The sequence below is a fragment of the Rhodococcus sp. GB-02 genome, from assembly GCF_053470465.1.
Genome location: NZ_JBPUKE010000001.1, coordinates 1,775,871 through 1,801,748 on the forward strand (window position 1 = coordinate 1,775,871; position 25,878 = coordinate 1,801,748).

Genomic DNA, 25,878 nt, shown 5'->3' on the forward strand with positions numbered 1-25,878 from the left:
GCACAGGGCCGAAGGCCCTAGGTCCAGACCGTGTCGATAACCGTCGCCTCACGCGCCGGGGCGGCGGGCGTCGTGGTGGGCGTGCGTGAGAAGCGCGGCGCCGGTGCGTGCTGGGTGACGCCGTCGAGTTCGATGAGCGAACCGCGGGCCGCGATGTGTTCGTTCGACGGTGCCTCGGCGAACGTCAGGACCGGCGAGACGCAGGCGTCGGTGCCGAGGAAGATCTTGGCCCACTCGTCGCGAGTCTTGGACAGGAACTTTTCGGTGAAGAGCTTCTTCATGTCGTCCCACTTGGACGTGTCCATCTGGTGGGGGAGCGTAGCTGGATCGAGTTCGAGGCCCTCGAGCAGCAGTGCGTAGAACTGCGGTTCGATGGAACCGACGGCCATGTACTTACCGTCGGAGGTCTCGTAGGTGTCGTAGAACGGGGCACCGGTATCGAGGAGGTTGACGCCTCGCTCGTCGGACCAGACGCCGCGACCGCGGAATGCCCACATCATGTGGGAGAGCGCGAGGGTTCCGTCGACCATCGCCGCGTCGACGACCTGGCCCTTACCGGACGTCGAGCGCTCGACGAGAGCCGACAGAATGCCGAAGATCAGGAACATGGAACCGCCGCCGAAATCGCCGACCATGTTGAGCGGCGGGACGGGACGTTCACCCTTACGTCCGATGGCGTTGAGGACACCGGTCAGTGAGATGTAGTTGATGTCGTGACCGGCGGCGTTGGCGAGCGGTCCTTCCTGTCCCCAGCCCGTCATACGGGCGTAGACGAGGCGCGGATTGCGCTCCGACACCACGTCGGGTCCGAGTCCCATGCGTTCCATGACGCCGGGGCGGAAGCCCTCGATGAGGACGTCGGCGCGGCCCAGGAGATCGAGCACCTTGGCGACGTCGGCCGGATCCTTCAGGTTGGCCTCGACGATGCGGCGGCCGCGCTTGATCTGGTCGGTTGCGTTCGAGTCCTGCGGAATCTGCCCTGCGCGCTGCACGATGACGATGTCGGCGCCCATGTCCGCCAACAGCGTCGCGGCGTGCGGGCCCGGTCCCAATCCAGCGAATTCCACGATCCGAATGCCCGCGAGCGGGCCCTTCTTCTCCACAGCTTCTGCAGACACACGCACTCCCAATTCAGACGGTGACAACACTCCTGACTCGACGGTAACGTGTCGAATCGATCAGGTGTGCTCCGGGGCACTGTGTCCGCCAAGGGAGGCGCCGATCACTAGACGGCGGCACCCTCGAACTGAGCGTTGTAGAGACGGAAGTACGCGCCCGCCTCTGCGATGAGTTCGTCGTGTGTGCCCTGTTCGACGATCTTGCCCGCCTCCATCACGACGATCAGATCGGCGTTACGGATGGTGGAGAGCCGGTGCGCGATGATGAAGCTGGTGCGCCCGACGCGCAACGCGGACATTGCTTGCTGCACAAGCTGTTCCGTACGTGTGTCGACCGAGCTCGTCGCCTCGTCGAGAATCAGCAGCGAGGGCTCCGACAGGAATGCTCGGGCGATCGTGATGAGTTGCTTCTCGCCCGAGCTGATGTTCGACGCCTCCTCGTCCAGCACGGTGTCGTACCCGTCCGGGAGCGTGTGGATGAAGCGGTCGACGAAGGCGGCGCGTGCGGCTTCGTGGATCTCGTATTCACTGGCGTCGAGCCGGCCGTACGCGATGTTGTCGCGGATCGTTCCGCCGAAGAGCCAGGTGTCCTGCAGAACCATGCCGACGTGCTTGCGTAAGTCGGAGCGGCGCATCTGCGAGATGTCGACGTCGTCGAGAGTGATTCGGCCAGAGTCGACTTCGTAGAAGCGCATGAGCAGGTTGACCAAGGTGGTCTTGCCGGCGCCGGTAGGTCCGACGATGGCGACCATCTGCCCGGGCCGAGCCGTCAGGTACACGTTCTCGATCAACGGCTTGTCTGGCTCGTAACGGAAGGAGACGTTCTCGAACTCGATGTGACCGACGTTGCGATGGCGTCCGGCAGGCTCGGGGAGTAGCGGCACGTCGATGTCGGGTGACTGCTCGGGCTCGTCGAGAAGCTCGAAGACCCGCTCGGCCGACGCGGCCCCGGATTGCAGGCTCGTCGACATGGACGCGATCTGCGTGAGCGGCTGACTGAACTGGCGTGAGTAGACGATGAACGCCTGAACGTCACCGAGTGACATGTTGCCGCTGGCGACCTTGAGTGCGCCGACCACCGCGAGCAGCACGTAGGTGATGTTTCCGACGAAGTTCATGACCGGCATGATCAGGCTGGAGAGAAACTGTGCGCCGAAGGACGCGTCGAGGAGCTTCTTGTTCTGCTCGGCGAATTCACGCTCGGCTTCGGCCTGATGCCCGTACACGCGAACCAGATCGCGACCGCTGTAGTTCTCCTCGATCTGTGCGTTGATCTTGCCCGTCTCGGCCCACTGAGCCTTGTACAAGACCTGTGCGCGCTTGGCGACCCTGGCAACGAGCAGTACCGATACCGGCACGGCGATCAGCGCGATCAGGGCGAGCATCGGAGAAATGACGAACATCATCGTCAGGACACCGAGGACGGTGAGCACCGACGTCAGGAGCGAGGTCAATGTCGACGACAACGTCGACGAAATGTTGTCGATGTCGTTGGTGACGCGGCTGAGGATCTCGCCGCGCGGTGTCTTGTCGAAGTACGGAAGGGGCAGGCGGTGAAGCTTCGCCTCGACCGAGGCGCGCAGGTTGTAGATGGTCTTCTGGACGATGATGTTGAGGAGGAATGCTTCCAACCAGGCCAGCAGCGACGAGAGCAAGTACACGCCGATCGCGAGCATGACGACGTTGCCGATGGCGTCGAAGTTCAGACCTACACCGGGAACGACATCGGTCGAGTTGGCGACGAGGTCGGCGAACGTCGAATTTCCTGATGCCCGGATCGCCTCCGCTGCCTGATCGCGGGTCAGCCCGGCCGGCAGGCTCTTGCCGATGAACCCGGCGAAGATGAGGTCCGTCGCGTGACCGAGGATCTTCGGCACCGCGACGGAGAGTGCGATGCTGGCGATCGTCGCAACGACGACACAGCAGACTGCAAACTTGTGTGGCTGCAGAAGCGAGAGAAGCCGCTTCATCGTCGCCTTGAAGTGGCGTGGCTTGGTGTCCGTCGCGGTCAGCGCGGGCTTCGACTCTTTGTCGGGATTCTCGGGGTTACTCGACTTCGCCTCGCCGTCCGCGGATTCCGGCTCGTTCGGGATCTTGTCGAACACGACGGTCGGCGCATCGTCGAAGTACTGGCTGTTGGGGCTGCCCCATGTCGGGTCCTGCGGGCTGGTCATGCGCTCATCTCCGCGGGAATCTGGGAAGCCACGATCTCTTGGTAGGTCGGACAGTTCGCCAGGAGGAACTGATGGTCGCCGAGGCCGACAGGAGCGCCGTCCTCGAGGACCATGATCTGGTCGGCATCGATGATGGACGCGACGCGTTGCGCGACGATGATGACAGTCGAATGCGTCGAGACCGTACGAAGTTCGCGCCGGACTGCAGCGTCGGTGTGCATGTCGAGTGCCGAGAACGAATCGTCGAACACGAAGATCCGGGGTCTGCGGATCACAGCTCTGGCGATGGCGAGACGTTGTCTTTGTCCGCCCGAGAGATTGCCGCCGCCCTGGGCGATGGGTGACTCGAGACCGTCTGACAGTTCCCTGACGAAGTCGTCTGCCTGAGCGATGGTGAGGGCTGCCCAGATGTCGTCGTCGGTGGCCGTCGGGTTTCCGTAGCGGATATTGCTCGCAATCGTGCCGGCGAACAGGTACGCCTTCTGAGGCACGTATCCGAAGTTGGCGAAGAGTTCGTCCTGATCCCAGCCGCGGACGTCCAAGCCGTCGACCAGGACGGCGCCGGCCGTGACGTCGAAGAGTCGGGGGATGAGCGAGACCAGGGTCGATTTGCCACTACCGGTACTGCCCACGATCGCGGTGACCGTGCCTGGCATGCATCGCATCGAAACATTCGACAGGACCGGCGTTTCTGCTCCCGGATACGTGAAGCCGGCTCCACCGAACTCGACAACACCGTAAGGAGATGTCGGACGAAGCGGCTGGGCGGGTGCGGGCACGGTCGGCTCGGTGTCGAGGACTTCCTTGATGCGGTCTGCGCACACGGCTGCGCGCGGGATCACCACGGCCAACATGGTTGCCATGACCACCGACATCAGGATCTGCATCACGTAGGCCAGGAATGCGCTGATCTGTCCGATCTGCATGTCTCCGGTATCGACCAGATGCGCGCCGAACCACAGCACCGCGACGCTCGACAGGTTGGCGATCAGCATGACGGTGGGTAGCAGTACCGCTTGGTAGCGGCCGATGAGGAGTGCCGTGTCGGTCAGTTCCTTGTTGGCCTTGTCGAAACGGATCGTCTCGTCAGGTTCGCGAACGAAGGCGCGAATGACGCGCATACCGGTGAGCTGTTCACGCAGTGATCGATTGATGTTGTCGATCCGCGTCTGCATCGTCCGGAAATGCGGGATCAGTTTGGCGACCACGACCGAGACGGTGATGCCGAGCAGTGGTACCGAAATCGTCAGGAGCCATGACATCTGAAGGTTTTCGCGCAGCGCCATGATGATGCCGCCGATGCACATCAACGGTGCACTGACGAGCATCGAGGACGTCAGCATCACCAGGGCCTGGATCTGCAGGACGTCGTTGGTGTTTCGTGTGATCAGGGTCGGCGCGCCGAAACTGTTGAACTCGCGATCCGAAAAACTGCCGACGGCCTTGTAGAAGGCGCCTCGAACGTCGTGGCCGAAACCCATCGAGGACTTTGCGGCCAGATAGGTCGACGCGACCGACGCGATGATCGACGCAAGCGAGACGAGAAGCATGATCCCGCCGGTGGACATGATGAACCCGGTGTCGCCGCGGGCGACGCCGTCGTCGATGATCCGCGCGTTGAGCGTGGGGAGGACCAACGACGCGATAGCCCCGAAGAGTTGAAGTGCGAGGACTCCGGCAAGCAACCAGCGGTACGGCGGCAGGTACGCCTTGAGGAGTTTTGCTAACACGACGGTTCCCGGTGAGTTGCGTGGGTTGCCGCTCGTTCGCGATTGATCACACGCACACGGTATGACAGATCGCGGTCGAGGTCGGCACCGACTCTGACGATTGCATCCTTTTGCCCTAATTGGCTGTGATGTAGAACACATTGAATTCGAGATTGAATTCAGGTCACAACGCCCGAACTGATGGTTGACATTTGGATCCAATATGTCATGTTCTTCTTGAAAATAAACAAACTGGACGTACGTATATAGCTTGGCCACAAAGGGGCGGAGCGATTGAAACGAACTCCTGACGTTCGACCATCTGACGTTCGAGCGCAGACGACTTTCGAAACATGCATGGGAGTGGCCGCATGACCTCGATCCAGAATCTCGGCGCCTTCCGCAAAGAACGCCCTCGCGTTCGTGACCACAACTGCATCCCGAGAAAAGGGCTCACTCACCCCGGAACCGGATCGGATGCTGATAAGTAAGTGTCATTTGTTCGAAAGTGTCGCTTGCAGTTGTCTGCGAGCCGCACCTTTAGCGTCCCAGGTGTGAGCTAAATCACATATGGCAATGATCCGGTTTATGAAACTGCCCGTTGATCTGCACTTATGCCGAAAGGTGTTACGAGCGATCCGCGATGGTAGCTATTCGGTAGCTGGACAAGCGCGAGTAGTCGGTCTATAAATGCACACAGCGCCAAGGTAGTGCGCTACATCACAACTCGGGATGTTGTTCGGGGGGCGGTTCCGCTTTCCGCGCGGCAGGAGTTCCCGAACCATTCCGGTCGCCGCCTGCGGCCGGTCTGGCGCTGGAACATCACACCACCTCACATACAGGAGAAACCTTTATGTTCGGATCACTCAGCACCCTCGGACCCCTGCTCACGGCGCTCGGCGCTTTCCTCAAGTCCGTTCCCACCGAATCGCTGTCCGGCGAGGCCGAGGGCTCGTCCACCGGTTCGCTTTCGGGTCTCTCCAGTGGATCCGCCGAATAGTCATCCTTTTCCGGCAGATCCATACGGCTCTGCACTTCGGATTGCATTGCAGGTGCCCTCTGTCCACTCTCGTGGTCGGAGGGCACCCGTATTCGCGGGCTTTCGTAGGTGGTGTTTTCGGCGATCGAACGAAGGCCAGCGGTGGGCGCACCTGCGTACGATGGATCGACGACATCGACATACCGTCGACGGCATGCAAACGTGTCGCGACGTCCAGTGCTCCTGTCTTAAGAGGTAGCAGACCGCGAGGTGACGCATGGTTAGGACAAGTCGCTTTCTGCGTCTACTCCTCGTGCTGTCCGTCGTGCTTGCGGCTTCGTTGATCGGCATCCTCACGCGCCCACCAGGGTTGCTCGCGACGTTCTGGTGCGCGAACGCCCTGCTGCTGGGAATGATGGTCAGGTGGCCGGTTCTGATCGAGTGGCCGACGTGGATCGCCGCGACGGTCGGATACGTTTGCGCTGACCTGGTGACCGGCAACTCCCTGTCGCTCGCGGTGCAGTTGAACGGGGCGAATGTCGCCGGAGTGACGGTCGGAGTCCTTGCTCTGCACTACTTGAAGCGCACTCCGTTCCGATTGGTCGATTCGCAGTCGCTGGTGTGGATGGTCTTCGTCTCGTTCGTCGCGGCGACTGGTACCGCGGCTACGGCAGGCGCCTTGGACCGTCTCTTTCGCGGTCAGTCCTTCACCGACACGTTTGTCCACTGGGGTGCCACCGAGGTAATGGCGTACCTGCTGGTCCTTCCTCTCATTCTCACTCTCACCATCCCGTCGAGCCTTGCCGAGTTCCGCCGCACACTGACCGTCAAAACCGTCGCCACAGTGAGCGTTCCCCTGCTCGCGACTGCAGCCTGCGTGCCGATCGCCCTCAACATCGAAGGGCCGATCGCGCTGGTCCTGCCGATTCCAGCTCTCCTCTGGTGTGCCACTCGTATCTCGGTCCCGAGTACTGCCTTCGTGTCCGTGGTCTGGTCGGTGTGGTCACTCATGATGGCGGGTAGCGGTCGACTCGATATCGGGGACCAGGGCACCTCGAGTTCGAACGAGGACGTCATCACGTCCATTGCGGTCACGTTGATCGCGTTGGGGCCGATCGCGGTGGCCTGTGCGACCGAGGAACGTCGTGCTGCCGAGCGCGAACTATTTCTCGCGGTGGAATTCGACCATTTGACCGGGGTCCTCTCGCGCGGCGCCTTTCTCGGACATGCGGAATCGGAACTTGCCAACGCGGCCCGCGCGCAGTCCCCGGTCGGCCTGCTGATGCTCGACCTGGATCACTTCAAGAGCATCAACGACACTCACGGACATATGACCGGTGACAGCGTTCTCGCTAACTTCGCCGAACGGGCCGCTGCCCGATTGTCCGACGGCGATCTGATCGGAAGGCTTGGCGGCGAGGAGTTCGCCATTCTGCTGCCGGACTGCAGTTTCACGCGAGCAGTCGACGTCGCCGAGGCCGTCCGCGGCGCACAAGTCGAGTACTCGGCCGAATCAGACGTGACGAGCACAGTCAGCGTCGGAGTCGCGTGGGTCGATCATGCGACGCCGACGTTGGCCACCCTCATGAGCGTCGCGGACGAGGCTCTGTACGACGGCAAGCGTGCCGGGCGCAACCTCGTGAAAGTGCGCCAGGTCGGCAACGATGCTTTGCCGCAACAGAATTCCGAGCCGGACACGGTCACCCGCACCTATCGCAAACCAGCCGTACCACGAACGATCAGACGTGGTTTTGACCGCGAAGGTGTGGTGGACGGCCGATAACTGCGCTGACCTGCATCGGGATTGGCATATAGTCGCACCCATGCAGCTTGATTCGACGCCTTCGTACCTGCCGACCCTTCCGCTCCGATTCGGGACTCCACTGACCGAGAACTCCATCCGCGTGATGATGTTGGGATCAGGCGAGTTGGGTAAGGAAGTTGTCATCGCGTTGCAGCGTCTGGGCGTCGAAGTGATTGCGGTGGATCGGTATCCCGACGCCCCTGGGCACCAGGTAGCTCATCGTGCTCATACCGTCGACATGACCGATCCGGAAGCGCTGCTTGCCGTCATCGAGTTGGAAAAGCCTCACTTCGTGGTTCCCGAGATCGAGGCCATCGCGACGGACGCTCTTGCCCTCGTCGAAGAGCGCGGGGGCGCGGTGGTCATTCCGACCGCTCGCGCTACCCAGCTCACGATGAATCGTGAGGGAATCCGCCGACTCGCAGCCGAAGAGTTGGGTCTGCCCACTTCGCCGTATGCTTTCGCGGACTCGCTTGCCGAAGTGCAGGCAGCGACAGACCGAATCGGTTTCCCGTGCGTCGTCAAGCCCGTCATGTCCTCGTCGGGGAAGGGACAGTCGACTGTTCGGTCCGCCGACGATCTCGACGCCGCCTGGGATTACGCGATGGCCGGAGGTCGTGTGAATCACGGCCGGGTGATCGTCGAAGGTTTTGTCGATTTCGATTACGAGATAACCCAATTGACGGTTCGCGCCGTCGGTGAGAGCGGTGAGGTCGAGACGTCGTTCTGCGAGCCGATCGGGCACCTGCAGGACGCCGGCGACTACATCGAATCGTGGCAGCCGCAGCAGATGTCCGCGGTTGCCCTCGCCTCGGCCCGAGACGTCGCCGAGAAGGTGACCACGGCTCTGGGCGGGCGAGGTGTCTTCGGCGTCGAACTTTTCGTGAAGGGCGACGACGTCTTCTTCTCCGAAGTGAGCCCACGGCCGCACGACACCGGATTGGTGACTCTGCGTACGCAGCGACTTTCCGAGTTCGAATTGCACGCCCGCGCGATCCTGGGCTTGCCGGTCGACACGACACTCACGGCGCCGGGAGCGTCGGCAGTGATCTACGGCGGTGTGGAGGCAAAGGGGATCGGATTCGACGGTGTCGCAGAGGCTCTCGCGGTTCCCGAGACGGACCTGCGACTCTTCGGCAAGCCGGAGAGCTTCACACGTCGTCGCATGGGTGTTGCGGTGTCGACGGCTGCTGATGTCCCGACCGCCCGCGCCCGCGCCCGCGAAGCCGCGTCGAAAGTGCGTCCCGTCGGATGAGTCCAGCGGCCGAGGTCCTCGTCGGACTGGTCATCCTGGTCGGTCTGATCGGAGTCGTCGTTCCGATCCTCCCCGGGACACTTCTCGTTTTCGGTGCAATTCTGGTGTGGGCGAGCATGACCGGTGGCGCGACGGCGTGGACGGTGTTCGCATTGTCCACGCTGGCGCTGGTGGTCACCGGGATCGTCAAGTACACGTGGCCCGGCAAGCGAATGAAGTCCGGGGGAGTGCCCAACCTGTCGGTGGTGGTCGGTGGCGTCGTCGGCATCATCGGGTTCTTCGTGATCCCGGTGGTGGGGTTGTTCCTCGGATTCATCGTCGGAACGTACTTCGCCGAACTAGCGCGACTGCGCCGCTACGACATCGCCTGGGCGTCGACGCTTCACGCGGTGAAGGCAGTCGGATTGTCGATGCTGGTGGAACTGTTCGGAGCACTGATCGCCGCGGGGCTGTGGCTGGGCGCCGTCGCGTTCACCTGACCGCAGCGGTACCAGGAGCGGGCGTTGTCGCCCATGACAGCGGAGAGGTCGCCGCCGACCGCTTCGGCGATCACGTCCAGATCGTGGACCTCGAAAGCTCGACGTGCCCGTGTGCCGGGTAAGTCGGTGCCGAACATCAGCGCAGCGGGGTTGACCGCATGGATTTGTCGCAGAACATCGCCGACGTCGGAGATGGTGGTGCGGCCGAACCCGGTGGCTTTGACGCGTACCCCACGGTCGACGAGGTTGAGGAGATACGGCAGTCCGCGGGTCGACATTCCCAGGTGGTCGATGCTCACCGCGGGCAATTTGGCGAAAACAGGTTCCAACGACAGCAACAGTGTGGCATCGACGTAGAACTCCGCGTGCCAGCCGACCAGATCGAATGCGCGGTTGGCAAGATCGGCGAGCAGACGCAGGTCGGTGGCGCCGCGGCGCAGGTTGAACCGGACGGCGCGCACTCCCAGTGCATCCAGAGCAACGATGTCTTCGTCCGTCGCATCGAGTGGTAAAGCGGCGACGCCCACCCAGCCTTCGCCCAGTTCGGACAGTGCGGCCTTCAGGTATTCCTGGTCATTGCCCTGGTACGACGCGGTTACTACCGCTCCGCCGTCCACACTCAGGCCCTTCAGCGAGGCAACTCGCGCCCGGTAATCGGCGACGGTGAAGGGCTCAGGCAGGTACCCGTGATTCTCGACCAGCGGGAAGCGCGGGTCGATGATATGCACATGGGCGTCAAACACGGAGTCTATTTTGCCCTGTCGTCCTGGGTGCCTGCACACACCACCGGCCCGATGTGACCTGGGTCGCGTCGGGCCGGTAGGCGGCTTCTGTTCAGTTACTTCTGTGCACTCAGTTGGTGCGGTCGGGCTCGGAAGCCTTCAGCATGTCGTGACGCTCGACGACCTTGATGCGCTCACGGCCCTCGGGCTCACCCAGGCTGCGCTCGTGGGCATCGAGGCGGTACCAGCCCTGCCACGTCGTGTACGGCACCTGCTTGCCTTCGAGGAACTCGATGACGGCGTTCTCGTCGGGGTTCGCGGCGCCGGCGAAGTTGACGGAATCCTCGAGGAGGTTCGCGACGGTTTCGTTGGCGTCACCCTTGGTGTGGCCGATGAGGCCGACGGGGCCGCGCTTGATCCAGCCGGTGACGTACGTGGCCGGCATGAACCGGGCCGCGCCTTCGGCGTTGTCGTCGGCGACGACGCGTCCGGCATCATTGGGAACGGTGCCTGCCTGATCGTCGAACGGCAGCTGAGTGACGTTCTGCGAGAGGTAACCGACGGCGCGGTACACGGCCTGGACATCCCAGTCCTTGTACGTGCCGGTGCCCTTGACGTTGCCGGTGCCGTCGAGCTGGGTGCGCTCGGTGCGCAGGCCGACGACCTTGCCGTCTTCACCGAGGATCTCGGTGGGAGATTCGAAGAAGTGCAGGAACAGCTTGTGGGGGCGAGCTCCGACGTCGCGAATTGCCCAGTCCTGCAGGGTGTTCGCAACCATGTCGACCTGCTTGGAGTTGCGGCGAGCCTGCTCGGAACCCTCGTCGTAGTCGATGTCCTCGGGGTCGACGATGACCTCGATGGTCGGCGAATGGTCGAGTTCGCGCAGTTCGAGAGGCGTGAACTTGGCCTGGGCCGGGCCGCGGCGTCCGAAGACGTGAACCTCGACGGCCTTGTTGTTCTTGAGGCCCTCGTAGACGTTCGCGGGGATCTCGGTGGGCAGCAGTTCGTCGCCGGTCTTTGCGAGGACACGGGCGATATCGAGCGCAACGTTGCCCACGCCGAGGACGGCGACCTTCTCGGCTTCGAGCGGCCACGTACGAGGTACGTCGGGGTGGCCGTCGTACCAGGAGACGAAGTCGGCCGCGCCGTAGCTGCCGTCGAGTTCGATACCCGGGATGCCGAGCGCGCGGTCGGCGTTGGCGCCGGTGGAGAAGATGACCGCGTCGTAGAACGACTGCAAGTCGTCGAGGGTGATGTCGGTGCCGTAGTCGATGTTGCCGAGCAGGCGTACCTGAGGCTTGTCGAGCACCTTGTGCAGGGCGGTGATGATGCCCTTGATACGCGGATGATCAGGCGCGACGCCGTAACGAATCAGGCCGAAGGGCGCGGGCATACGCTCGAAGAGGTCGATGCTGACGCCGCGGCCGGAGACTGCGGTGTCGGATTTCATGAGGGCGTCGGCGGCGTAGATGCCGGCGGGGCCGGCGCCGACGATCGCGACCCGGAGTGGGCGGTTGGAGTCAGTCATCGTGAGGACAGCTACCTTCTTCGAAGTTCGGACAACATATCGACAAGTATCCAATTTAGCCGAACCTAAGCACAGTGCCTCGGTTGCGGCCGAACGGATCCACACTCTCACTCGATCGGTTGTGGGTAAACCTATTCTTTCTTCCCATTCTCCTGTTGTCTCGGGTATTCGGGGTAGGGGCCTGATCCTTGGCGGGCCACAATTTCAAGTTGTGGGGGAGTATTGGCATTATGAGTGACGAGCTTCGCGAATCCGACAACATCGATGGCAAGAAGGCGTCTGCGGGGCCGTTCCTCTTGGCTGTCGCCATCGTCGCCCTGATTCTGGGTGGAATCTTTGTCGCGTCGTGGATTTCGCCGGCCGAGGACAACGTCACCGAGTCCGACCGTGTGAGCCGTTCCGTCACCGACTACGTCGATGCCGAGAACCGAGATGACGCGGAGACAGTCAAGACCCTGACCTGTGCGAGCTTCAATTCGAGCACTGGTCCGCTGGCCGGCGTGGACGGGACCGTCGAACTCAAAGGCGTGGACAAGGTCGAGGTCAATGGCGATCGTGCCCGGGCCGACGTGACGATCACCGGCGGCGGAGCGGGAGATCGAGTCTCGACCTGGGCACTGACCCGTGACGGCAACCGCTGGGTCGTCTGCAACTGACGGCCCGCTCAGGCGCCAACGGCAGTCTTGTGAAAACATGGACTACGTGAGTTACGCAGGCGATCTGACGCCGGAGCAAGCCTGGGAGCTGCTCCGCGAAAACCCCGACGCCGTGCTGGTCGACGTGCGGACCGATGCAGAGTGGAAGTACGTCGGTGTCCCCGATGTCTCGTCCCTCGGCAAGCAGGCCGCACTGATCGAATGGGTGAGCCACCCGACCGGCGCGCGCAATGACAACTTCGTCGACCAGTTGAAGGAAGCCGGCATCACTGCCGATTCCTCCGGGTCGGAGCGTCCGGTGATCTTCCTGTGTCGATCCGGACAGCGTTCCATCGGTGCGGCGGAAGCTGCGACTGCGGCGGGCATCGGCCCGTCGTTCAACGTGCTCGACGGGTTCGAAGGCGCATTGGGTGCCGACGGACATCGCGGACTTGTAGGTTGGCGGGCCATCGGCCTGCCATGGAGGCAGCAGTGAGTGGAATTCCACAGGGTGGCGCATTTCAACGAGCGCTGCCGGACGACGTCGGTCTCGGCACTCTCGGTGTTCGCGGCGGACTGATGCGCACCGGGTTCGAGGAGACGTCCGAAGCGCTGTTCCTCAACTCCGGATTCGTTTACGAGAGTGCAGAAGCCGCCGAACAAGCCTTCACCGGCGAGGTGGATCACTTTGTCTACTCTCGCTACGGCAACCCGACGGTCAAGATGTTCGAAGAGCGTCTTCGTCTGATCGAAGGCGCGGAAGCCTGCTTTGCGACGGCCAGCGGAATGTCAGCCGTCTTCACGGCGTTGGGTGCGCTGTTGGGCAACGGCGACCGACTGGTTGCCGCGCGCAGCCTCTTCGGATCCTGCTTCGTGGTGTGCAACGAGATTCTCCCGCGCTGGGGCGTCGAGGTCGTTTTTGTCGACGGCGAGGACAATGCGCAGTGGGAAGAGGCGCTGTCCGTGCCCACCACGGCGGTGTTCTTCGAGACGCCGTCCAACCCGATGCAGTCCCTCGTCGACGTTCGGCGGGTGTCGGAGCTTGCTCATACGGCCGGGGCAAAGGTAGTGCTGGACAACGTCTTCGCGACACCCCTGTTGCAGCGCAGCCTCGATCTTGGTGCCGACGTCGTTGTGTACTCCGGCACCAAGCACATCGACGGTCAAGGTCGCGTGCTCGGTGGCGCGATCCTCGGAACCGAGGAGTACATCAGCGGTCCCGTTCGAGAACTGATGCGGCACACCGGACCTGCGCTCAGCCCGTTCAACGCGTGGACGTTGCTCAAGGGTCTCGAGACCATGCCGGTCCGCATTCGGCACTCCGTGGCTTCGGCCCTCGAGATCGCCGAATTCCTCGAAGAGCACTCCGGCGTCAAGTGGGTCAAGTATCCGTACCTGACTTCACACCCGCAGCACGAGCTCGCGAAGTCTCAAATGAGCGGCGGCGGAACCGTTGTCACATTCGAGCTCAACGCCTCCGACGGTGAGGGCAAGAAGCGGGCATTCGAGGTTCTCAACGGCCTGCGCATCATCGACATCTCCAACAACCTCGGTGACTCCAAGTCCTTGATCACTCATCCCGCCACGACGACGCACCGGGCGATGGGTCCGGAAGGCCGTGCGGCAGTGGGTCTTACAGATGGCGTTGTGCGTCTGTCCGTCGGGCTCGAAGACACGGCTGATCTGTTGGCTGATCTGAAGCGAGCTCTCGGCTGAATCGCTAGAGCGCCTTGCCTTGAACTTCCGTCGGCAAGGCGTTCTACGGCGCGGGCGTGAGACCCAGTTGTTCGACGTCGATCGTCAACGCCGTCGTATTCAGCGTGAGACCTGAGCTCGTCGTGTCAGCGGGGTAGATCGTGAACAGCACCTGGGCCGCCAGATAGGTGTTGTTCAGCGCCGAGGTGACCACTCCGACGTTGGGTGCGGGTGCGCTGCTGTCATAGAGCAGATTGTTGCTCTGATCCGTTACATAGGTTCGAAGGCCGACGTTGGGGGCAGTGGCGATGCCGCCGCTCAGCTTGGACTTGTCGACCATGACGTTGGCTTTCAATCTCGGACCAGTGGCCGTGACTACCGAGTCGCAGAAGAATGTGTAGTTGTATCCGGGCTTGAGTCGATACGTAGTGATATCGGGGATGGGTACGAGTGGGTTCGGATTGGGGTCGTAGTTCACGTACACCTGTGAATACCACCCTCCCCCTTGCGTGGTGACGCATGCCCCCAGCTCCAGCCTCCCGGATTGGACGGCGGCGCTTGTCAAAGTCGCGCTGTCCGTCCACTTCGCCAATGTGCCCGAACCGCCGAGCAATACAGCTCCGGCCGCGGCGACTGCCATTGCGGCTTTCGTCGTTTTTTTCATCACGGCACCAATGCCTTGATCTCGTCCGGAAGTTCGCTCGGGGCGGGAGATTCGGCCCAGACCCCCGTTGACGTGTCGATGACGGTGACGCCTGCAGTGGTGATCACATACAACTGATCAGTTCCGGTGAGCCAGTGGAGGACAGCGTCGGTGTCGACGGTACCTCGGTATATCTCAGTCCCTGATGAATTCGACACGGACACAACGGTTCCACTGACAGTCGAGAGCTTCTGGGCGCTGAGACCGGTCGTGGTCGCCGGGGCGTCGATGGGAACCTCGCTCGCGGTGGTCGTAGTTGTTTCGGGTGTCGTTGTCCTGGTCGTTGTCGCTGAGGACGGCGTAGCTGTAGCCGGTGACGAGGTGGTTGTCGAGGGCGTAGTTGTGCTGGTAGTTGTCGTGGCCTGCGTGGTTGTTGATGCGCTCGGAGTAGTCGTGGGTGAAGGTGTGACCGAACTGACTGCTGCGGTGGGGGTGGTGGTCGTAGCACTCTGAGCTTGCGCAACCAGCGCCGACCGAGCGGCCGGAGCTGAGGCTGCCGTGGTTCCGCTCGTGGGTCCGGATACACACGCCATGTCATTGAGGATGATGAGCAGTGTCGAACTGCTGATGCGGTACCCGGTGTATTCCGGTGTCACGTAACTTCCACCGAGTCCGTGTAATTCGACATCGTAGTTCGTGTTCGACAGGAGAATCCCGCCGCTGGGCAGATCGGACAACGTCAGGGTCGTCGAGAGGCCGGTCACGTCTCTGATCAGCGGAGGTTGGGTGGTGTTGGTTGCATTTCGGACGATGATTCGAAATGTATCCGTGGCAACGCCAGGCCAAGCGAGCAGGACGGAAGTTCCCTTGTCCGAGCAGGTCATTGATGCGGGAGGTTTCGGAAAGCTTGCTGAAGTGCTGAACGAAATGCTGCCCGCTGTCGCCGTGCCCGTGAAGGCGGCCTGTGTTCCACCTATGTTCGTAATGCCCGTCACGCTGAGACCGACCGTTGCCAATGCGACGATTGCCTTGAAGGCGTGGGAATCGCCGCGCGAATCCTGACGATCCAGCCCGGGTTCCCCTTCATCCGCTCTCTTTCGGGGGCGAAATGCGATGTACAGCAGTCCCCCGACGGCAATCGCACCGAGGACAATGCCACTCGGCCCTGACAACCAGACTGCGGCATAGCCGAGTCGGCCGACGCTGAAGAAGACTCGATCCGCTTCGGTGATGACGTAAGGATCTGGGTCTGCGACGGGATTTGCGTCGCCGCGCAGTTGTGCGACGGCAAGATTGTTGCCTTGCTGCTCGATCGTGTCGACACGATGGGTGATTCGAACGCCTTGGTTGTCGTAGACACTGACGATGTCACCGACTTGAACTTCCGAAGCAGGCACTGTGCGCGCAAATGCCAGCGCGCCGGTATCGATCGTGGGAGACATCGATCCGCTCTTGAAGATCAGCGGCGTGATACCGAAAGCGAAGCCGGCAACGAACAAGGCGATGGATGCCAGACCGGCGAGGGCTCCGACCGTGAGCAGGATTTCCTGAATCCGCCTCGGCATAGAGGCTTTCGGTCGAATATTGGTATGTCGTGACACGGCGCTCACACCTTTGCCGAGAAGTTCAGGACGACGCTCGACGAGCTGCTCGTCGGTGGGGTCGGACTTGTCGGAAGCGTCACCGAGACACAGAGATTATCGGTTGCCCCGACAGCCAGAGAACGGTCGGGCGCACCGACCGCCTGATTTGCGGTGAGGGTCAGGGGTAAAGACGACACCACATTGCTGCCATCTGTGCATTTGTTGGCCACAGTTCCGTTCGACGACACAGTCATCCGCAAGTAGGTCGTCAGTGCGCCGGCGCTGGTGGAAGTAATCGTGTATTTCAGAGGAAGATTCACGCCTGCCCCCACGTTGTTGACTTTGACGATGGCGGAGTTCGAGTCGCCGGGGAGCATCCCGGTTTTGCCGAGTTGGCTGAAGCTCAGTGTTGTGGTCAGCATGGGTTGGGTTGTGGTGTTCAACTGTAGATTGATCGACCCGGTCGTGATGTTTCCCGAAATCGCAGTGGCGGAGGACGTCCAGGCCGCGAGTGTGGTCACACCGCCGACGCCTAGCACCATCCCCAGTGCGAGCAGCGCGCGAAAACGCGTGCTGGTCAACAGGTGACGAATCCGGTGGGCCGGACGGTCAGGGTGCGAGGGCATCGTGTTGGCCTCTCTCGATCTGGACGGAGTCGGTGACGTTGGAAGCTGCAGGGTCAGGAGCCAATCGGGCTCGAGCTCGCTCCTTCCGGCCGTCGCGGATGCCGCTGATCATCATGTAGGCCGCGTACAGCAGTAGTGCCGTCACGACTATCACCACGATCACGATCCGCTGCTCTCCTGTGAGCCAAGTGTTGACGTAGCCGAGATACGGAAGGCTGTACCAAACCTTTCCCCGGATCTGTACTGGCCGTACTTCTTTCTCGTCGCGTTCACCGTTCGCGTCGCCTTGGGTGATGAAAGTTCTTTCACCCTTCTGGTTTTCACTTGTGGCGATGATCCGGTGCGTGACGACGGTTGGCTGCCCGGATTCGAGCTGGTAGGTGATGGGTGTACCGATCCCAAGTTCGGATGGATCGACAGGTTTGACTACCACCAGTGATCCAGGGTTGTACGTCGGGCGCATCGAACCGGTCAGAATCGTGAAGCGTTGTGCGCCGGCAAAGAAGGGGACGACGATGGTCGCGACGATGACAGCCGAAATCGCCAACAGCAGTGTCCAGCTGACAATCGAGGTGACCCACCACAGAGGGCCGGTACGTTCACCGCGTTTGGTCGAGTGTTTCGTCATGCCGCCCCTGCCTGGAACGTGAAGGTGGCGTTGTTCGTCTGACCGGAAACCGCACCAGCCTCCACCGTGAGCCGCAGACACAGGACGTATGTGCCACCAGATGCGAGCGGAGTCGGCATGTACGCGGGAGAAACCGGGTATTGCAGCGATGCATTCATCGATCCGGACGTCAATGGGGTCACTGCCGGGGCCGTGGTGTTGACGCCGGCAGGGCAGGCACCTTCGTTGGCAACTCCGTACGTGGTCAACGTGAATCCCGGAAGTGTGGTCGTCGACTGCATTCGCCACTGCAGAGGATCAGACCCCGAATTCTTGACGGTGAGCGGAGCTTGCACCGTGTTCCCCGGGACGATAGGCGTCGCGGCCGTCGTCAAGTTCGCCAGGGAGTAGGCCGCACTGGTTCCGGCCGATGTGCCAACGGTGAGGTTGACGCTGGCGGCAGTTGCGGTCCCACCACTCGCGCTCGCCGAATCGGACCACAGTGCGAGCGACTGCTGTGACGATGCGAACACCGCTACAGCAGCCACCGCGACTGCGATAGCTCCCCAGACCCTTTTCCTCATGAAATTACGGAGCCGGAGTCAGCGCTGGCTGAGTGACGACCAACTTCATCGCCGCCAAGTTCAGCGACTGATTCTGTGCGACCTGATTGGCCACCTCGGTGAAGTTCAGACGGACTCCGACGTGCACGATCGTGCCGTTCTGTACCTTGGTGATCTGTGAAATCGGGTTGCCACCAGCATCCTTGATGGTCGTAACCGGCTGTACAGCGGCGGCAAGTTCGGCGCTGTTGGCACCCGGAACGATGCCGGCCGTATCCGCGGTCAGAACAGCCGCGAGACGATCGCCCACTGCGGTCACGGTGACGTCGCAGGTGTATTCGATGCTCTCGGTAGTGACGATGCGGTAAGCCGAGATGTTGGTGATTGCGGTCTTCGTTGGGTTGAGGGAGTTCCAACCGCCGCCGACCGGTGCGCAGGCGCTCAGGTCGAGTGCACCGGAAGTGACGGGTCCGCCGCCTCCGACGTCGGCTGAGTCGCTCCACACTGCGAGCGAGCCCGCACCGCCGAGGAGGAGGGCACCGGCCGCCGCAGCAGCGATCGCGCCCTTGGTCTGCTTCTTCATGAAAATCTCATTTCATGTCTGGGACCCGAAATGGGTCGTTCAGAAATGAGTATCATCCACGGCAAACGATTCGTTACTGCTTTGTCGCAAATTCTTTTTCGACTGCGATCCACCTTTTCTGGTCCAGAAAACCGCTTCTGAACTGTGTATAACTACCATTATGTAATTCTGGTCTGAAGAAAACCGATTGTTTGTCTAGTTGGAAAAAGCGGACTAGTCGGATTCTGGCAAATTCACCGTTCTTTCGCCGGCTAATTACCGACTCGCGGTTTTGTTTTGCAATTTGAATCAATTGTTTGTGTTGCTACGGAATGGATCGGTTGTCGTTCCCACAAGATCGGCGACTGACTCGAGGACGATGGTCGGGCGGTAGGGGTAGAGCTCGACCGACGCGCGGGTCGAGATCCCGGTCATCACCAGAATCGTCTGCAGTCCGGCTTCGAGGCCACAGACGATGTCGGTGTCCATGCGGTCGCCGATCATCAATGTGTTGGCCGAATGAGCGCCGATGGACCGCAGGGCTGAGCGCATCATCAAAGCGTTGGGCTTGCCGACGTAGTAGGGATCGCGTCCGGTTGCCTTGGTGATGAGAGCGGCGACCGAGCCGGTTGCCGGTAGAGAGCCGTCGCGCGACGGCCCGGTGGCGTCGGGGTTGGTGGCGATGAACCGCGATCCGCGCTCGACCAGGCGAATGGCGGTGGTGATTGCCTCGAAGGAGTACGTGCGCGTCTCGCCGAGGACGACGTAGTCGGGGTCACTATCCGTCAGGACGTAGCCGATGTCGTGCAGTGCAGTGGTCAGCCCCGATTCGCCGACCACGTAGGCGCTGCCGCCCGGACGCTGGTTGGCCAGGAAGGTCGCGGTAGCGAGCGCTGACGTCCAGATCGACTTCTCCGGGATGTCGAGTCCCGAGTTGAGGAGGCGTGCTCGCAGGTCACGCGGGGTGCGGATGGAGTTGTTGGTGAGCACCATATACGGAATGTCGTTCGACGCCAGTTCTGCCAGGAACGTGTCTGCTCCGGGTATCAAGTGCTCCTCGTGGACGAGAACCCCGTCCATGTCCATGAGGTAGGTCCAACCGGTCTGATCGTCTGTTCTGGTCATATCTCCAGTATGTGCGGGGGCCGCCCGATGTGGGCGGTCAAGCGAGAAGACGCCACAAGCCGACCAGGCCGACGACGACAATCGTGTAGCGCAGTGCAGTGGGGGACAGGCGTCGTCCGTAGCGGGCGCCCAGAACGCCACCACCGAGTGAGCCGACAGCGATCAATCCGGCTGCTGCCCAATTGATCTGGTCGAAGGCAAGAGTGATGTACATCCCGGCTGCGACGATGTTGACGAGCAGTGAGAGCAGGTTCTTCGCGCCGTTCATGCGCTGGAGGGTTTCCGGGAGGATGGCACCCATCACACCGATGAGGAGGATGCCCTGCGCGGCGGTGAAGTAACCGCCGTAGATGCCGACTGCAAAGGTGCCGGCGGTCAGGAGCATCAGCCTCTTGGTGGACAGCGCCGTTTCTTCGGTGGAGCGCTTCTTCGCCCACGCCTGGATACGTGGTTGGAGGAGCACAAGTGCGAGAGCCAGGATCAACAGCACCGGAACGATGGTCTCGAACAGTTTCTCGGGTAGGTGCATGAGCAACCACGAACCGAGGAGCGCGCCGGCGAGCGACGCCGGAATCTGCCATTTCAGACGATCCCCCTGTCCCGACAACTCACGCCGGTATCCCCACGTCCCTGAAACCCCGCCGGCGACGAGCCCGACTGCGTTGGACATCGTCGCGGTCACCGGCGGCATGCCGAAGGCGACCAGGGTGGGAAACGTGATCAGCGTTCCGCTGCCGACCACGGCATTGATCGCGCCCGCACCGATACCGGCCAACAAGATGAAGAAAGCGTCGATTCCACTCACTCCGCAGACGGTACGGCAGAGGAAAAGTCAGTCCGGACGGCGGTCCCGGTCTTGATTCGAACACTCCATTGAACACGGCGGCCAAGGCTTCGGGCACCGTTGGAATCAGTGCGATTTCAACGTGGAGAGACCTTCATTTCCCTTGCAGTGCAGGGAAATACAATATTTGACGACTCGGCATTTCGCGTCTAGTCTTTGCTCACCATCCAGAGCGACCGAGAGACCTGGCTCGTCGACGTCGCAGCAACCCCCCGAGTGATCGGGAGCGGGTGCTACCGCCAGGACCGATGGAAGGCATCACATGGGTTCCACTTCGCACGCTGCGCACAGGCGTCGTCACATCGATCTGTGCCGCACCGCTTCGTGTCACTGTCACTGACCGAACTGCCGTCGTCTTCGCAACTCGAGCACACCACCTCGAGAACACAGCTGCGTCCCCATTCCCTGAAAGGTCTATTCGTGATGTCCATTCCGTCAGGTAGTGCGCCGTGAGCGCGCCCACCGATGTCCGCCCCGACAAGTCGGTGGCCGAGCCGCAACTTCCCGACTCGGAACTTGTCGTTGCTCGTACCTGGCACCCGCTGCGCTGGTTGATCAGCGCAGTTGTGCTGGCATTGCTTGCTCAGTTCATTCACGGACTCGTCGTCAACCCGGGCTGGGACTGGCCTACGTTCGCGCAGTACTTCACTGCGAAATCAGTGCTTGCCGCGTTGTGGATGACGATCAAACTGACCCTGTGGGGGACGATCCTCGGATTCGGTCTCGGAGTGTTCCTGGCACTCGGCCGGTTGTCGAAGAACCCGGTCCTGCAGGTGATCGCCTGGACCTACATTTGGGCTTTCCGCTCGATTCCGCTCATCGTGCAGCTGCTCTTCTGGTTCAACATCACGTACCTGTACCAGACGCTTTCTCTCGGAATACCTTTCGGGCCGGAGTTCTTCACCTTCCAGGTCAGTGGTGTGATCGGCGGATTCACCGCAGCAGTTATCGGTTTGGCGCTACACCAGGCCGCGTACTCGGCCGAGATCATCCGCTCCGGAATCATCTCGGTCGATCACGGTCAGATCGAAGCTGCTCACTCGCTCGGTATTCCGCGCAGTCGACAGTTCTTCAAGATCGTTCTCCCGCAGGCGATGCGGGCGATCCTCCCCAATGCCGCCAACGAGGTCATCGGACTCTTCAAGGGAACGTCCATCGTCTCCACCATGGCGATCGCCGAACTGTTCTACCAGGTGCAGGTCATCTTCGGCCGCAACGGACGAGTTGTGCCCCTGCTGATGGTCGCCACGATCTGGTACATCATCCTCACGACGTTGCTCTCGATCGGTCAGTACTACGTTGAGCGCCACTACGCCCGTGGATCCGCCCGCGCTCTTCCTTTGACTCCGATACAGAAGGCTCGCAAGAAGTTCGACGAGATTCGTGATGCGCGTCTCGATTTTCCGAGAGGTGCGACCCGATGACCGCAGAGCTGGCCGAAGAGACGGTGTACGCCGTCGAAGCGCGCGGAATCCACAAGTCGTTCGGCGCGCTGGAAGTACTTGCCGGCGTAGATCTCCTGGTCCGCAAGGGTGAAGTGACCGTCATTCTCGGCCCGTCCGGTTCCGGTAAGTCCACCTTGTTGCGCACCCTCAATCACCTCGAGAAGGTCGACCGAGGGACCGTGCGGATCGACGGAGAACTGATCGGATACCGGCGCAAGGGAAATCGACTTCACGAACTGCGTGACCGAGAGATCCTGAAACAGCGTTCACACATCGGATTCGTGTTCCAGAACTTCAACCTGTTTCCGCACCTGACTGCGCTGGAAAACGTGGTGGAAGCTCCGCTCTCGGCCCAGAAACGAGACCGTGACGAGGTGTACCGCGAAGCTCGCGCACTGCTCGAGCGAGTGGGAGTGGGGGACAAGGCCGACGAGTATCCCCGCCAACTCTCCGGTGGCCAGCAACAGCGCGTCGCCATAGCGCGAGCGCTGGCACTGCGGCCGGCGGTCATTCTCTTCGACGAGCCGACCTCGGCGCTCGACCCGGAACTGGTCGGCGAGGTTCTCGAAGTCCTGGCTCAGCTGGCCCGTGACGGCGCCACTTTGGTGATCGTCACGCACGAGGTCGGTTTTGCTCGGGAAGTGGCGGACACCGCGGTCTTCATGGATGGCGGCGTCATCGTCGAACAGGGCCCACCTTCGCAGGTGATCGACAATCCGATTCACGAACGAACCAAGGCTTTTCTCTCCCGCGTTCTCTGACGCGACCAAGACACATTCCCGAAAGGAAAAATTGATGTTCTCCCCATCCCGTCGCGCCACTTTCCTGATCTCGGCTGTCGCCACCGTCGGACTGCTCAGCGCAGCGTGCAGCAGTGCGGACGCCGAGTCCGACGGAGCCCAGGTCACCGCTGCCGCGGGTTACAACCTCACCGCCGACCAGAATCGCATCACCACCGACAAGGTGGATTCCATCGCCGCCGAGCTGCCTCAGGACATCCGCGACCGCGGCACGCTGCGCGTCACCGGTAGTGCCGGTTCCGCTCCGCCGCTCCGCTTCTACGCCGACGACGACACCACCCTCATCGGCTCCGAGACCGACTTCGCCTACCTGATCGGCGACGTTCTCGGCTTGAAGGTCGACCTGCAGACAGCTGACTGGGCACAGAACTTCGTCCGCGTCGACTCCGGCGAGGCTGACGCCTTCCTCTCCAATGTGACTGTCACAGAGGAGCGTAAGGAGAAGTACGACTTCGCGACCTACCGCCTCGACACCCTGGCCTTCGAAGCCAAGAAGGGCGCCGGAATTTCCATCAAGGAACCCAAGGACGTCGCGGGCAAGAAGATCGCCGTCTCCTCGGGCACCAATCAGGAAGCGCTGCTGGTCAAGTGGAGTGAGCAGAACGTCGCGGCCGGCCTGGCGCCCACCGACATCTCCTACTACCAGAACACCACCGACTACTACCTCCCGCTGCAGTCCGGCCGGATCGACGCCTACTTCGGGCCGAACCCGTCATCACAGTTCCACGCCAAGCAGTCGGGGGAGACCGAGGTTGTCGGTGAGTTCTCCGGGGCCGGCGACACTCTGCAGGGGCAGATCGCGGTGCTGGTGAAGAAGGACAACGGTCTGATCAAGGCAATCAATGACGCGATCAACCACACGATCGAGAACGGCACGTACCAGCGGATCCTCGAGCGCTGGAACATCACCAGTGAAGCCGTCGACACGTCTTTGATCAACCCGCCCGGCCTTCCGAAGACCAAGTGAGCTCTCGTCCATGAGTGAGATTCCCGATGTGATCGTCATCGGCGGAGGGCTCGTCGGGTCCTCCGCCGCATGGCGGCTCGCGGCGCGCGGACGTAGCGTCGTACAGCTGGAACAGTTCGGGCCGGGGCACAAGCACGGTGCGTCGCACGGTACTTCGCGCATCTACCGTCAGGCCTACGACAATCACCTGTACACAGGGTTGGCGGCCGACGCGCTGCCGCTGTGGCGGGAGTTGGAGACCACGACGGACATCGGGTTCCTGGAACTCACAGGCGCGGTCGATCACGGTCTGCCGCAGGCGGTGCAGTCCAAGGCGCAGATATTGGTCGAGGCGGGCATCAAGGGTGAGATCCTCACTCCTGCCGAGGCGTCCGCGCGCTGGCCGGGGCTGCGATTCGACACCACCGTGCTCCATCACCCCGATGCAGGCCGGTTGCATGCGGATCGCGCCGTGACCGCTTTGAAGGCGGGAGCGGTGTTCGCCGGTGCCGAGGTCCGTCACGACGTTCGGGTACTGGCACTCGCGCGAGCGTCGTACGGCGTGGACGTGGTGACGGAGAGTGGAACGCTCGCGGCTCGTCAGGTCGTGATCGCGGCCGGTGCGTGGACTGCGGACCTGATCGCAGACAGCGGCCTCGGCTCCGAAATCGCATTGCCGACGCTGCGCACGACGCAGGAACAACCGGCGCACTTCGCACCGCTCGATCCGGGAGTCGAGTGGCCGAGTTTCGTTCACCACCCGGGTGCACAGTTGGAGACTGCGGGAATCTACGGACTCGGTTCCGAGGACGGCATCAAGATCGGTGAACACGCGACCGGGCCGGTGGTGACTCCGCAGACCCGCGACTACACCCCTGATGTCGACGGTGAGCAACGATTGGTCGAGTACGCCGAGTCGTGGTTACCCGGCGTCGATTCCGCCCAGGTCGAGTCGATCACGTGCCTGTACACGAGCACGCCGGACAGTCACTTCGTCATCGACCGAGTCGGCGATGTCACGGTTGCGGCGGGATTCTCGGGTCATGGATTCAAATTCGGTCCAGCCCTGGGTGAACTTGTATCGGACCTCGTCGACGGAACCACTCTCGCTTCGGAAGCTTTTCGGCTGGGGGAGCGTTGACCAGATTCATGGAGGAAAGTGTTGTGGCACTGGAGCTCGGGACTCGGCAGCTCGACGGTATCGGCGCGGTAGAGGTCTACTCGGTATCGCAGGACGATCCCTTGGCAGCTCCACTGATTGCGGAGTTGGCGCTCGAATACAGCTCGCGTTACGGCGGAACTCGCGAAGCGATGCTCGAGGATCTCACCACGTACCCGGCAGAAGAATTTGCGTACCCGCAGGGGGCGCTACTGGTGCTCACCCACGCGGATGTACCGATTGCGGGCGGTGCATTTCGCCAATTCGATTCCACCACCGCCGAACTGAAAAGAATCTGGACATCGGCCGACTATCGGAAGCGCGGCCTCGGCAAGGTCGTCGTTCGTGAGTTGGAACGAGAGATCGAACTTCGCGGATACAACCGGGTGTTCCTCACGACGGGCCCTCGGCAACCCGAGGCGCTCGCGCTGTATCTGTCCAGTGGATACACACCGCTTTACGACGCTTCACTCTCGCCCGAAGAGGTGGGAGTCCACCCGTTCGAGAAACAACTTCGAGTGCTCGAAAATGTGACCCGAGCAGCAATTCCTACCGACCGGGTTGACAACACCCGGGTTTGACCTCGTACACTTGCGAACGACCATCCAGAGCGACCGAGAGACCTGGCTCATTGAAGTCGCAGCAACCCCCCGAGTGATCGGGTGCGGGTGCTACCGCCAGGACCGATGGAGGAACACGAAATGAAGGCAGTCGAAGGCGGTTTCGATACCGCCTGGTCGCGTCGTCACGTAGACCTGTGCCGCACCGCGGGATCTTTCTGTACCAACTGACCTCGGTCAGTCATTCACACTCAGGCGAGTCGTCGACAAGTCTGTTTTCTCTTCTCTGCACAAGTGATTCGTGCTCGATCGCCTTT

27 protein-coding genes and 2 riboswitches are annotated in these 25,878 nt (G+C 61.8%); of the genes, 14 read left to right on the plus strand and 13 right to left on the minus strand.

The genetic code is table 11. The annotated features are described in order from the left end of the window. Nucleotides 1-17 precede the first annotated feature (17 nt). The 3 genes from ACSW29_RS08485 to ACSW29_RS08495 all read right to left on the minus strand — a co-directional run bounded on the left by ACSW29_RS08485 (nucleotide 18) and on the right by ACSW29_RS08495 (nucleotide 5,022). Nucleotides 18-1,118, minus strand: coding sequence for a CaiB/BaiF CoA transferase family protein (locus ACSW29_RS08485; RefSeq protein WP_317828124.1), 1,101 nt, complete (start codon nucleotides 1,116-1,118; stop codon nucleotides 18-20). 107 nt (nucleotides 1,119-1,225) lie between these two features. Beyond that, nucleotides 1,226-3,292 (minus strand): ABC transporter ATP-binding protein, encoded by a 2,067-nt coding sequence (locus ACSW29_RS08490; RefSeq protein ID WP_347871559.1) that lies wholly within the window; start codon nucleotides 3,290-3,292, stop codon nucleotides 1,226-1,228. Further along, nucleotides 3,289-5,022, minus strand: a complete 1,734-nt coding sequence (locus ACSW29_RS08495) for an ABC transporter ATP-binding protein (protein ID WP_347871558.1) — start codon at nucleotides 5,020-5,022, stop codon at nucleotides 3,289-3,291. Before ACSW29_RS08495 ends, ACSW29_RS08490 begins: the two co-directional genes overlap by 4 nt. A gap of 832 nt (nucleotides 5,023-5,854) precedes the next feature. On the opposite strand from ACSW29_RS08495, the gene ACSW29_RS08500 reads away from it, so the two are divergent. From ACSW29_RS08500 to ACSW29_RS08515, 4 genes are all read left to right on the plus strand, one after another. Further along, on the plus strand, nucleotides 5,855-6,001 hold the full coding sequence (locus ACSW29_RS08500) for a hypothetical protein (protein ID WP_230816295.1): 147 nt from the start codon (nucleotides 5,855-5,857) through the stop codon (nucleotides 5,999-6,001). A 256-nt stretch (nucleotides 6,002-6,257) separates the two neighbouring features. After that, entirely contained in the window at nucleotides 6,258-7,763 is a 1,506-nt protein-coding gene (locus tag ACSW29_RS08505; protein WP_347871556.1) for a GGDEF domain-containing protein, read from the plus strand. 40 nt (nucleotides 7,764-7,803) lie between these two features. After that, on the plus strand, nucleotides 7,804-9,039 hold the full coding sequence (purT, locus tag ACSW29_RS08510; RefSeq protein WP_448277045.1) for a formate-dependent phosphoribosylglycinamide formyltransferase: 1,236 nt from the start codon (nucleotides 7,804-7,806) through the stop codon (nucleotides 9,037-9,039). Beyond that, nucleotides 9,036-9,518, plus strand: a complete 483-nt coding sequence (locus ACSW29_RS08515; protein ID WP_448277046.1) for a DUF456 domain-containing protein — start codon at nucleotides 9,036-9,038, stop codon at nucleotides 9,516-9,518. The genes purT and ACSW29_RS08515 overlap by 4 nt, the downstream gene beginning before the upstream one ends. On the opposite strand, the gene ACSW29_RS08520 is transcribed toward ACSW29_RS08515, so the two are convergent. Beyond that, nucleotides 9,422-10,261, minus strand: a complete 840-nt coding sequence (locus ACSW29_RS08520) for an amidohydrolase family protein (RefSeq protein WP_448277047.1) — start codon at nucleotides 10,259-10,261, stop codon at nucleotides 9,422-9,424. The genes ACSW29_RS08515 and ACSW29_RS08520 overlap by 97 nt on opposite strands. Nucleotides 10,262-10,370: 109 nt before the next feature. Continuing rightward, the gene (locus tag ACSW29_RS08525) at nucleotides 10,371-11,768 is read right to left on the minus strand and encodes an FAD-dependent oxidoreductase (protein ID WP_230816290.1); all 1,398 of its coding nucleotides are present in this window, start codon (nucleotides 11,766-11,768) and stop codon (nucleotides 10,371-10,373) included. Nucleotides 11,769-11,998: 230 nt separating this feature from the next. On the opposite strand from ACSW29_RS08525, the gene ACSW29_RS08530 reads away from it, so the two are divergent. From ACSW29_RS08530 to ACSW29_RS08540, 3 genes are read left to right on the plus strand one after another with little or no spacing between them, the layout of a single operon-like run. After that, nucleotides 11,999-12,424 (plus strand): Rv0361 family membrane protein, encoded by a 426-nt coding sequence (locus tag ACSW29_RS08530; RefSeq protein ID WP_317828117.1) that lies wholly within the window; start codon nucleotides 11,999-12,001, stop codon nucleotides 12,422-12,424. Nucleotides 12,425-12,470: 46 nt separating this feature from the next. After that, entirely contained in the window at nucleotides 12,471-12,899 is a 429-nt protein-coding gene (locus ACSW29_RS08535; RefSeq protein WP_230816478.1) for a rhodanese-like domain-containing protein, read from the plus strand. Next, nucleotides 12,896-14,119 carry an O-succinylhomoserine sulfhydrylase gene (locus ACSW29_RS08540; RefSeq protein ID WP_448277048.1) on the plus strand — a complete coding sequence of 408 codons (1,224 nt, stop codon included), beginning with the start codon at nucleotides 12,896-12,898 and terminating at the stop codon, nucleotides 14,117-14,119. Before ACSW29_RS08535 ends, ACSW29_RS08540 begins: the two co-directional genes overlap by 4 nt. 43 nt (nucleotides 14,120-14,162) lie before the next feature. Here ACSW29_RS08540 and ACSW29_RS08545 read toward each other — a convergent pair whose 3' ends face one another. From ACSW29_RS08545 to ACSW29_RS08580, 8 genes are all read right to left on the minus strand, one after another. After that, nucleotides 14,163-14,762: an alternate-type signal peptide domain-containing protein gene (locus tag ACSW29_RS08545; protein WP_448277049.1), complete on the minus strand. Its 600-nt coding sequence runs from the start codon at nucleotides 14,760-14,762 to the stop codon at nucleotides 14,163-14,165. After that, nucleotides 14,762-16,306 (minus strand): signal peptidase I, encoded by a 1,545-nt coding sequence (locus ACSW29_RS08550; protein WP_448277050.1) that lies wholly within the window; start codon nucleotides 16,304-16,306, stop codon nucleotides 14,762-14,764. The genes ACSW29_RS08545 and ACSW29_RS08550 overlap by 1 nt, the downstream gene beginning before the upstream one ends. Nucleotides 16,307-16,347: 41 nt before the next feature. Further along, entirely contained in the window at nucleotides 16,348-16,905 is a 558-nt protein-coding gene (locus ACSW29_RS08555; protein ID WP_230816285.1) for a SipW-dependent-type signal peptide-containing protein, read from the minus strand. Between the two features lie 28 nt (nucleotides 16,906-16,933). Beyond that, nucleotides 16,934-17,578, minus strand: a complete 645-nt coding sequence (locus ACSW29_RS08560; RefSeq protein ID WP_317828113.1) for a signal peptidase I — start codon at nucleotides 17,576-17,578, stop codon at nucleotides 16,934-16,936. Next, complete coding sequence (locus ACSW29_RS08565) at nucleotides 17,575-18,141, minus strand: hypothetical protein (protein ID WP_448277051.1); 567 nt, start codon at nucleotides 18,139-18,141, stop codon at nucleotides 17,575-17,577. Before ACSW29_RS08565 ends, ACSW29_RS08560 begins: the two co-directional genes overlap by 4 nt. Before the next feature lie 4 nt (nucleotides 18,142-18,145). Continuing rightward, nucleotides 18,146-18,703 carry an alternate-type signal peptide domain-containing protein gene (locus tag ACSW29_RS08570; RefSeq protein WP_448277052.1) on the minus strand — a complete coding sequence of 186 codons (558 nt, stop codon included), beginning with the start codon at nucleotides 18,701-18,703 and terminating at the stop codon, nucleotides 18,146-18,148. Nucleotides 18,704-18,991: 288 nt separating this feature from the next. Beyond that, nucleotides 18,992-19,807, minus strand: coding sequence for an HAD-IIA family hydrolase (locus tag ACSW29_RS08575; RefSeq protein ID WP_230816281.1), 816 nt, complete (start codon nucleotides 19,805-19,807; stop codon nucleotides 18,992-18,994). 37 nt (nucleotides 19,808-19,844) lie between these two features. Further along, the gene (locus ACSW29_RS08580; RefSeq protein WP_230816280.1) at nucleotides 19,845-20,612 is read right to left on the minus strand and encodes a sulfite exporter TauE/SafE family protein; all 768 of its coding nucleotides are present in this window, start codon (nucleotides 20,610-20,612) and stop codon (nucleotides 19,845-19,847) included. A 199-nt stretch (nucleotides 20,613-20,811) separates the two neighbouring features. Then, nucleotides 20,812-20,906, plus strand: a riboswitch (SAM riboswitch). Between the two features lie 7 nt (nucleotides 20,907-20,913). Here ACSW29_RS08580 and ACSW29_RS08585 point away from each other — a divergent pair. The 7 genes from ACSW29_RS08585 (at nucleotide 20,914) to ACSW29_RS08615 (ending at nucleotide 25,792) form a co-directional block, all read left to right on the plus strand. Then, nucleotides 20,914-20,991 (plus strand): putative leader peptide, encoded by a 78-nt coding sequence (locus ACSW29_RS08585; protein WP_374228084.1) that lies wholly within the window; start codon nucleotides 20,914-20,916, stop codon nucleotides 20,989-20,991. A 109-nt stretch (nucleotides 20,992-21,100) separates the two neighbouring features. Further along, nucleotides 21,101-22,075, plus strand: a complete 975-nt coding sequence (locus ACSW29_RS08590; protein ID WP_448277053.1) for an amino acid ABC transporter permease — start codon at nucleotides 21,101-21,103, stop codon at nucleotides 22,073-22,075. Then, complete coding sequence (locus ACSW29_RS08595; RefSeq protein ID WP_411742576.1) at nucleotides 22,072-22,857, plus strand: amino acid ABC transporter ATP-binding protein; 786 nt, start codon at nucleotides 22,072-22,074, stop codon at nucleotides 22,855-22,857. Before ACSW29_RS08590 ends, ACSW29_RS08595 begins: the two co-directional genes overlap by 4 nt. A gap of 34 nt (nucleotides 22,858-22,891) precedes the next feature. Further along, nucleotides 22,892-23,863, plus strand: coding sequence for an ABC transporter substrate-binding protein (locus tag ACSW29_RS08600; protein ID WP_317828110.1), 972 nt, complete (start codon nucleotides 22,892-22,894; stop codon nucleotides 23,861-23,863). A 10-nt stretch (nucleotides 23,864-23,873) separates the two neighbouring features. Next, nucleotides 23,874-24,983: an FAD-dependent oxidoreductase gene (locus ACSW29_RS08605; RefSeq protein WP_347871550.1), complete on the plus strand. Its 1,110-nt coding sequence runs from the start codon at nucleotides 23,874-23,876 to the stop codon at nucleotides 24,981-24,983. Between the two features lie 8 nt (nucleotides 24,984-24,991). After that, nucleotides 24,992-25,582 (plus strand): GNAT family N-acetyltransferase, encoded by a 591-nt coding sequence (locus ACSW29_RS08610; protein ID WP_448277054.1) that lies wholly within the window; start codon nucleotides 24,992-24,994, stop codon nucleotides 25,580-25,582. A 17-nt stretch (nucleotides 25,583-25,599) separates the two neighbouring features. Then, nucleotides 25,600-25,694: riboswitch (SAM riboswitch) on the plus strand. 8 nt (nucleotides 25,695-25,702) lie between these two features. Continuing rightward, complete coding sequence (locus ACSW29_RS08615) at nucleotides 25,703-25,792, plus strand: putative leader peptide (protein ID WP_310504006.1); 90 nt, start codon at nucleotides 25,703-25,705, stop codon at nucleotides 25,790-25,792. Nucleotides 25,793-25,878 lie beyond the last annotated feature (86 nt).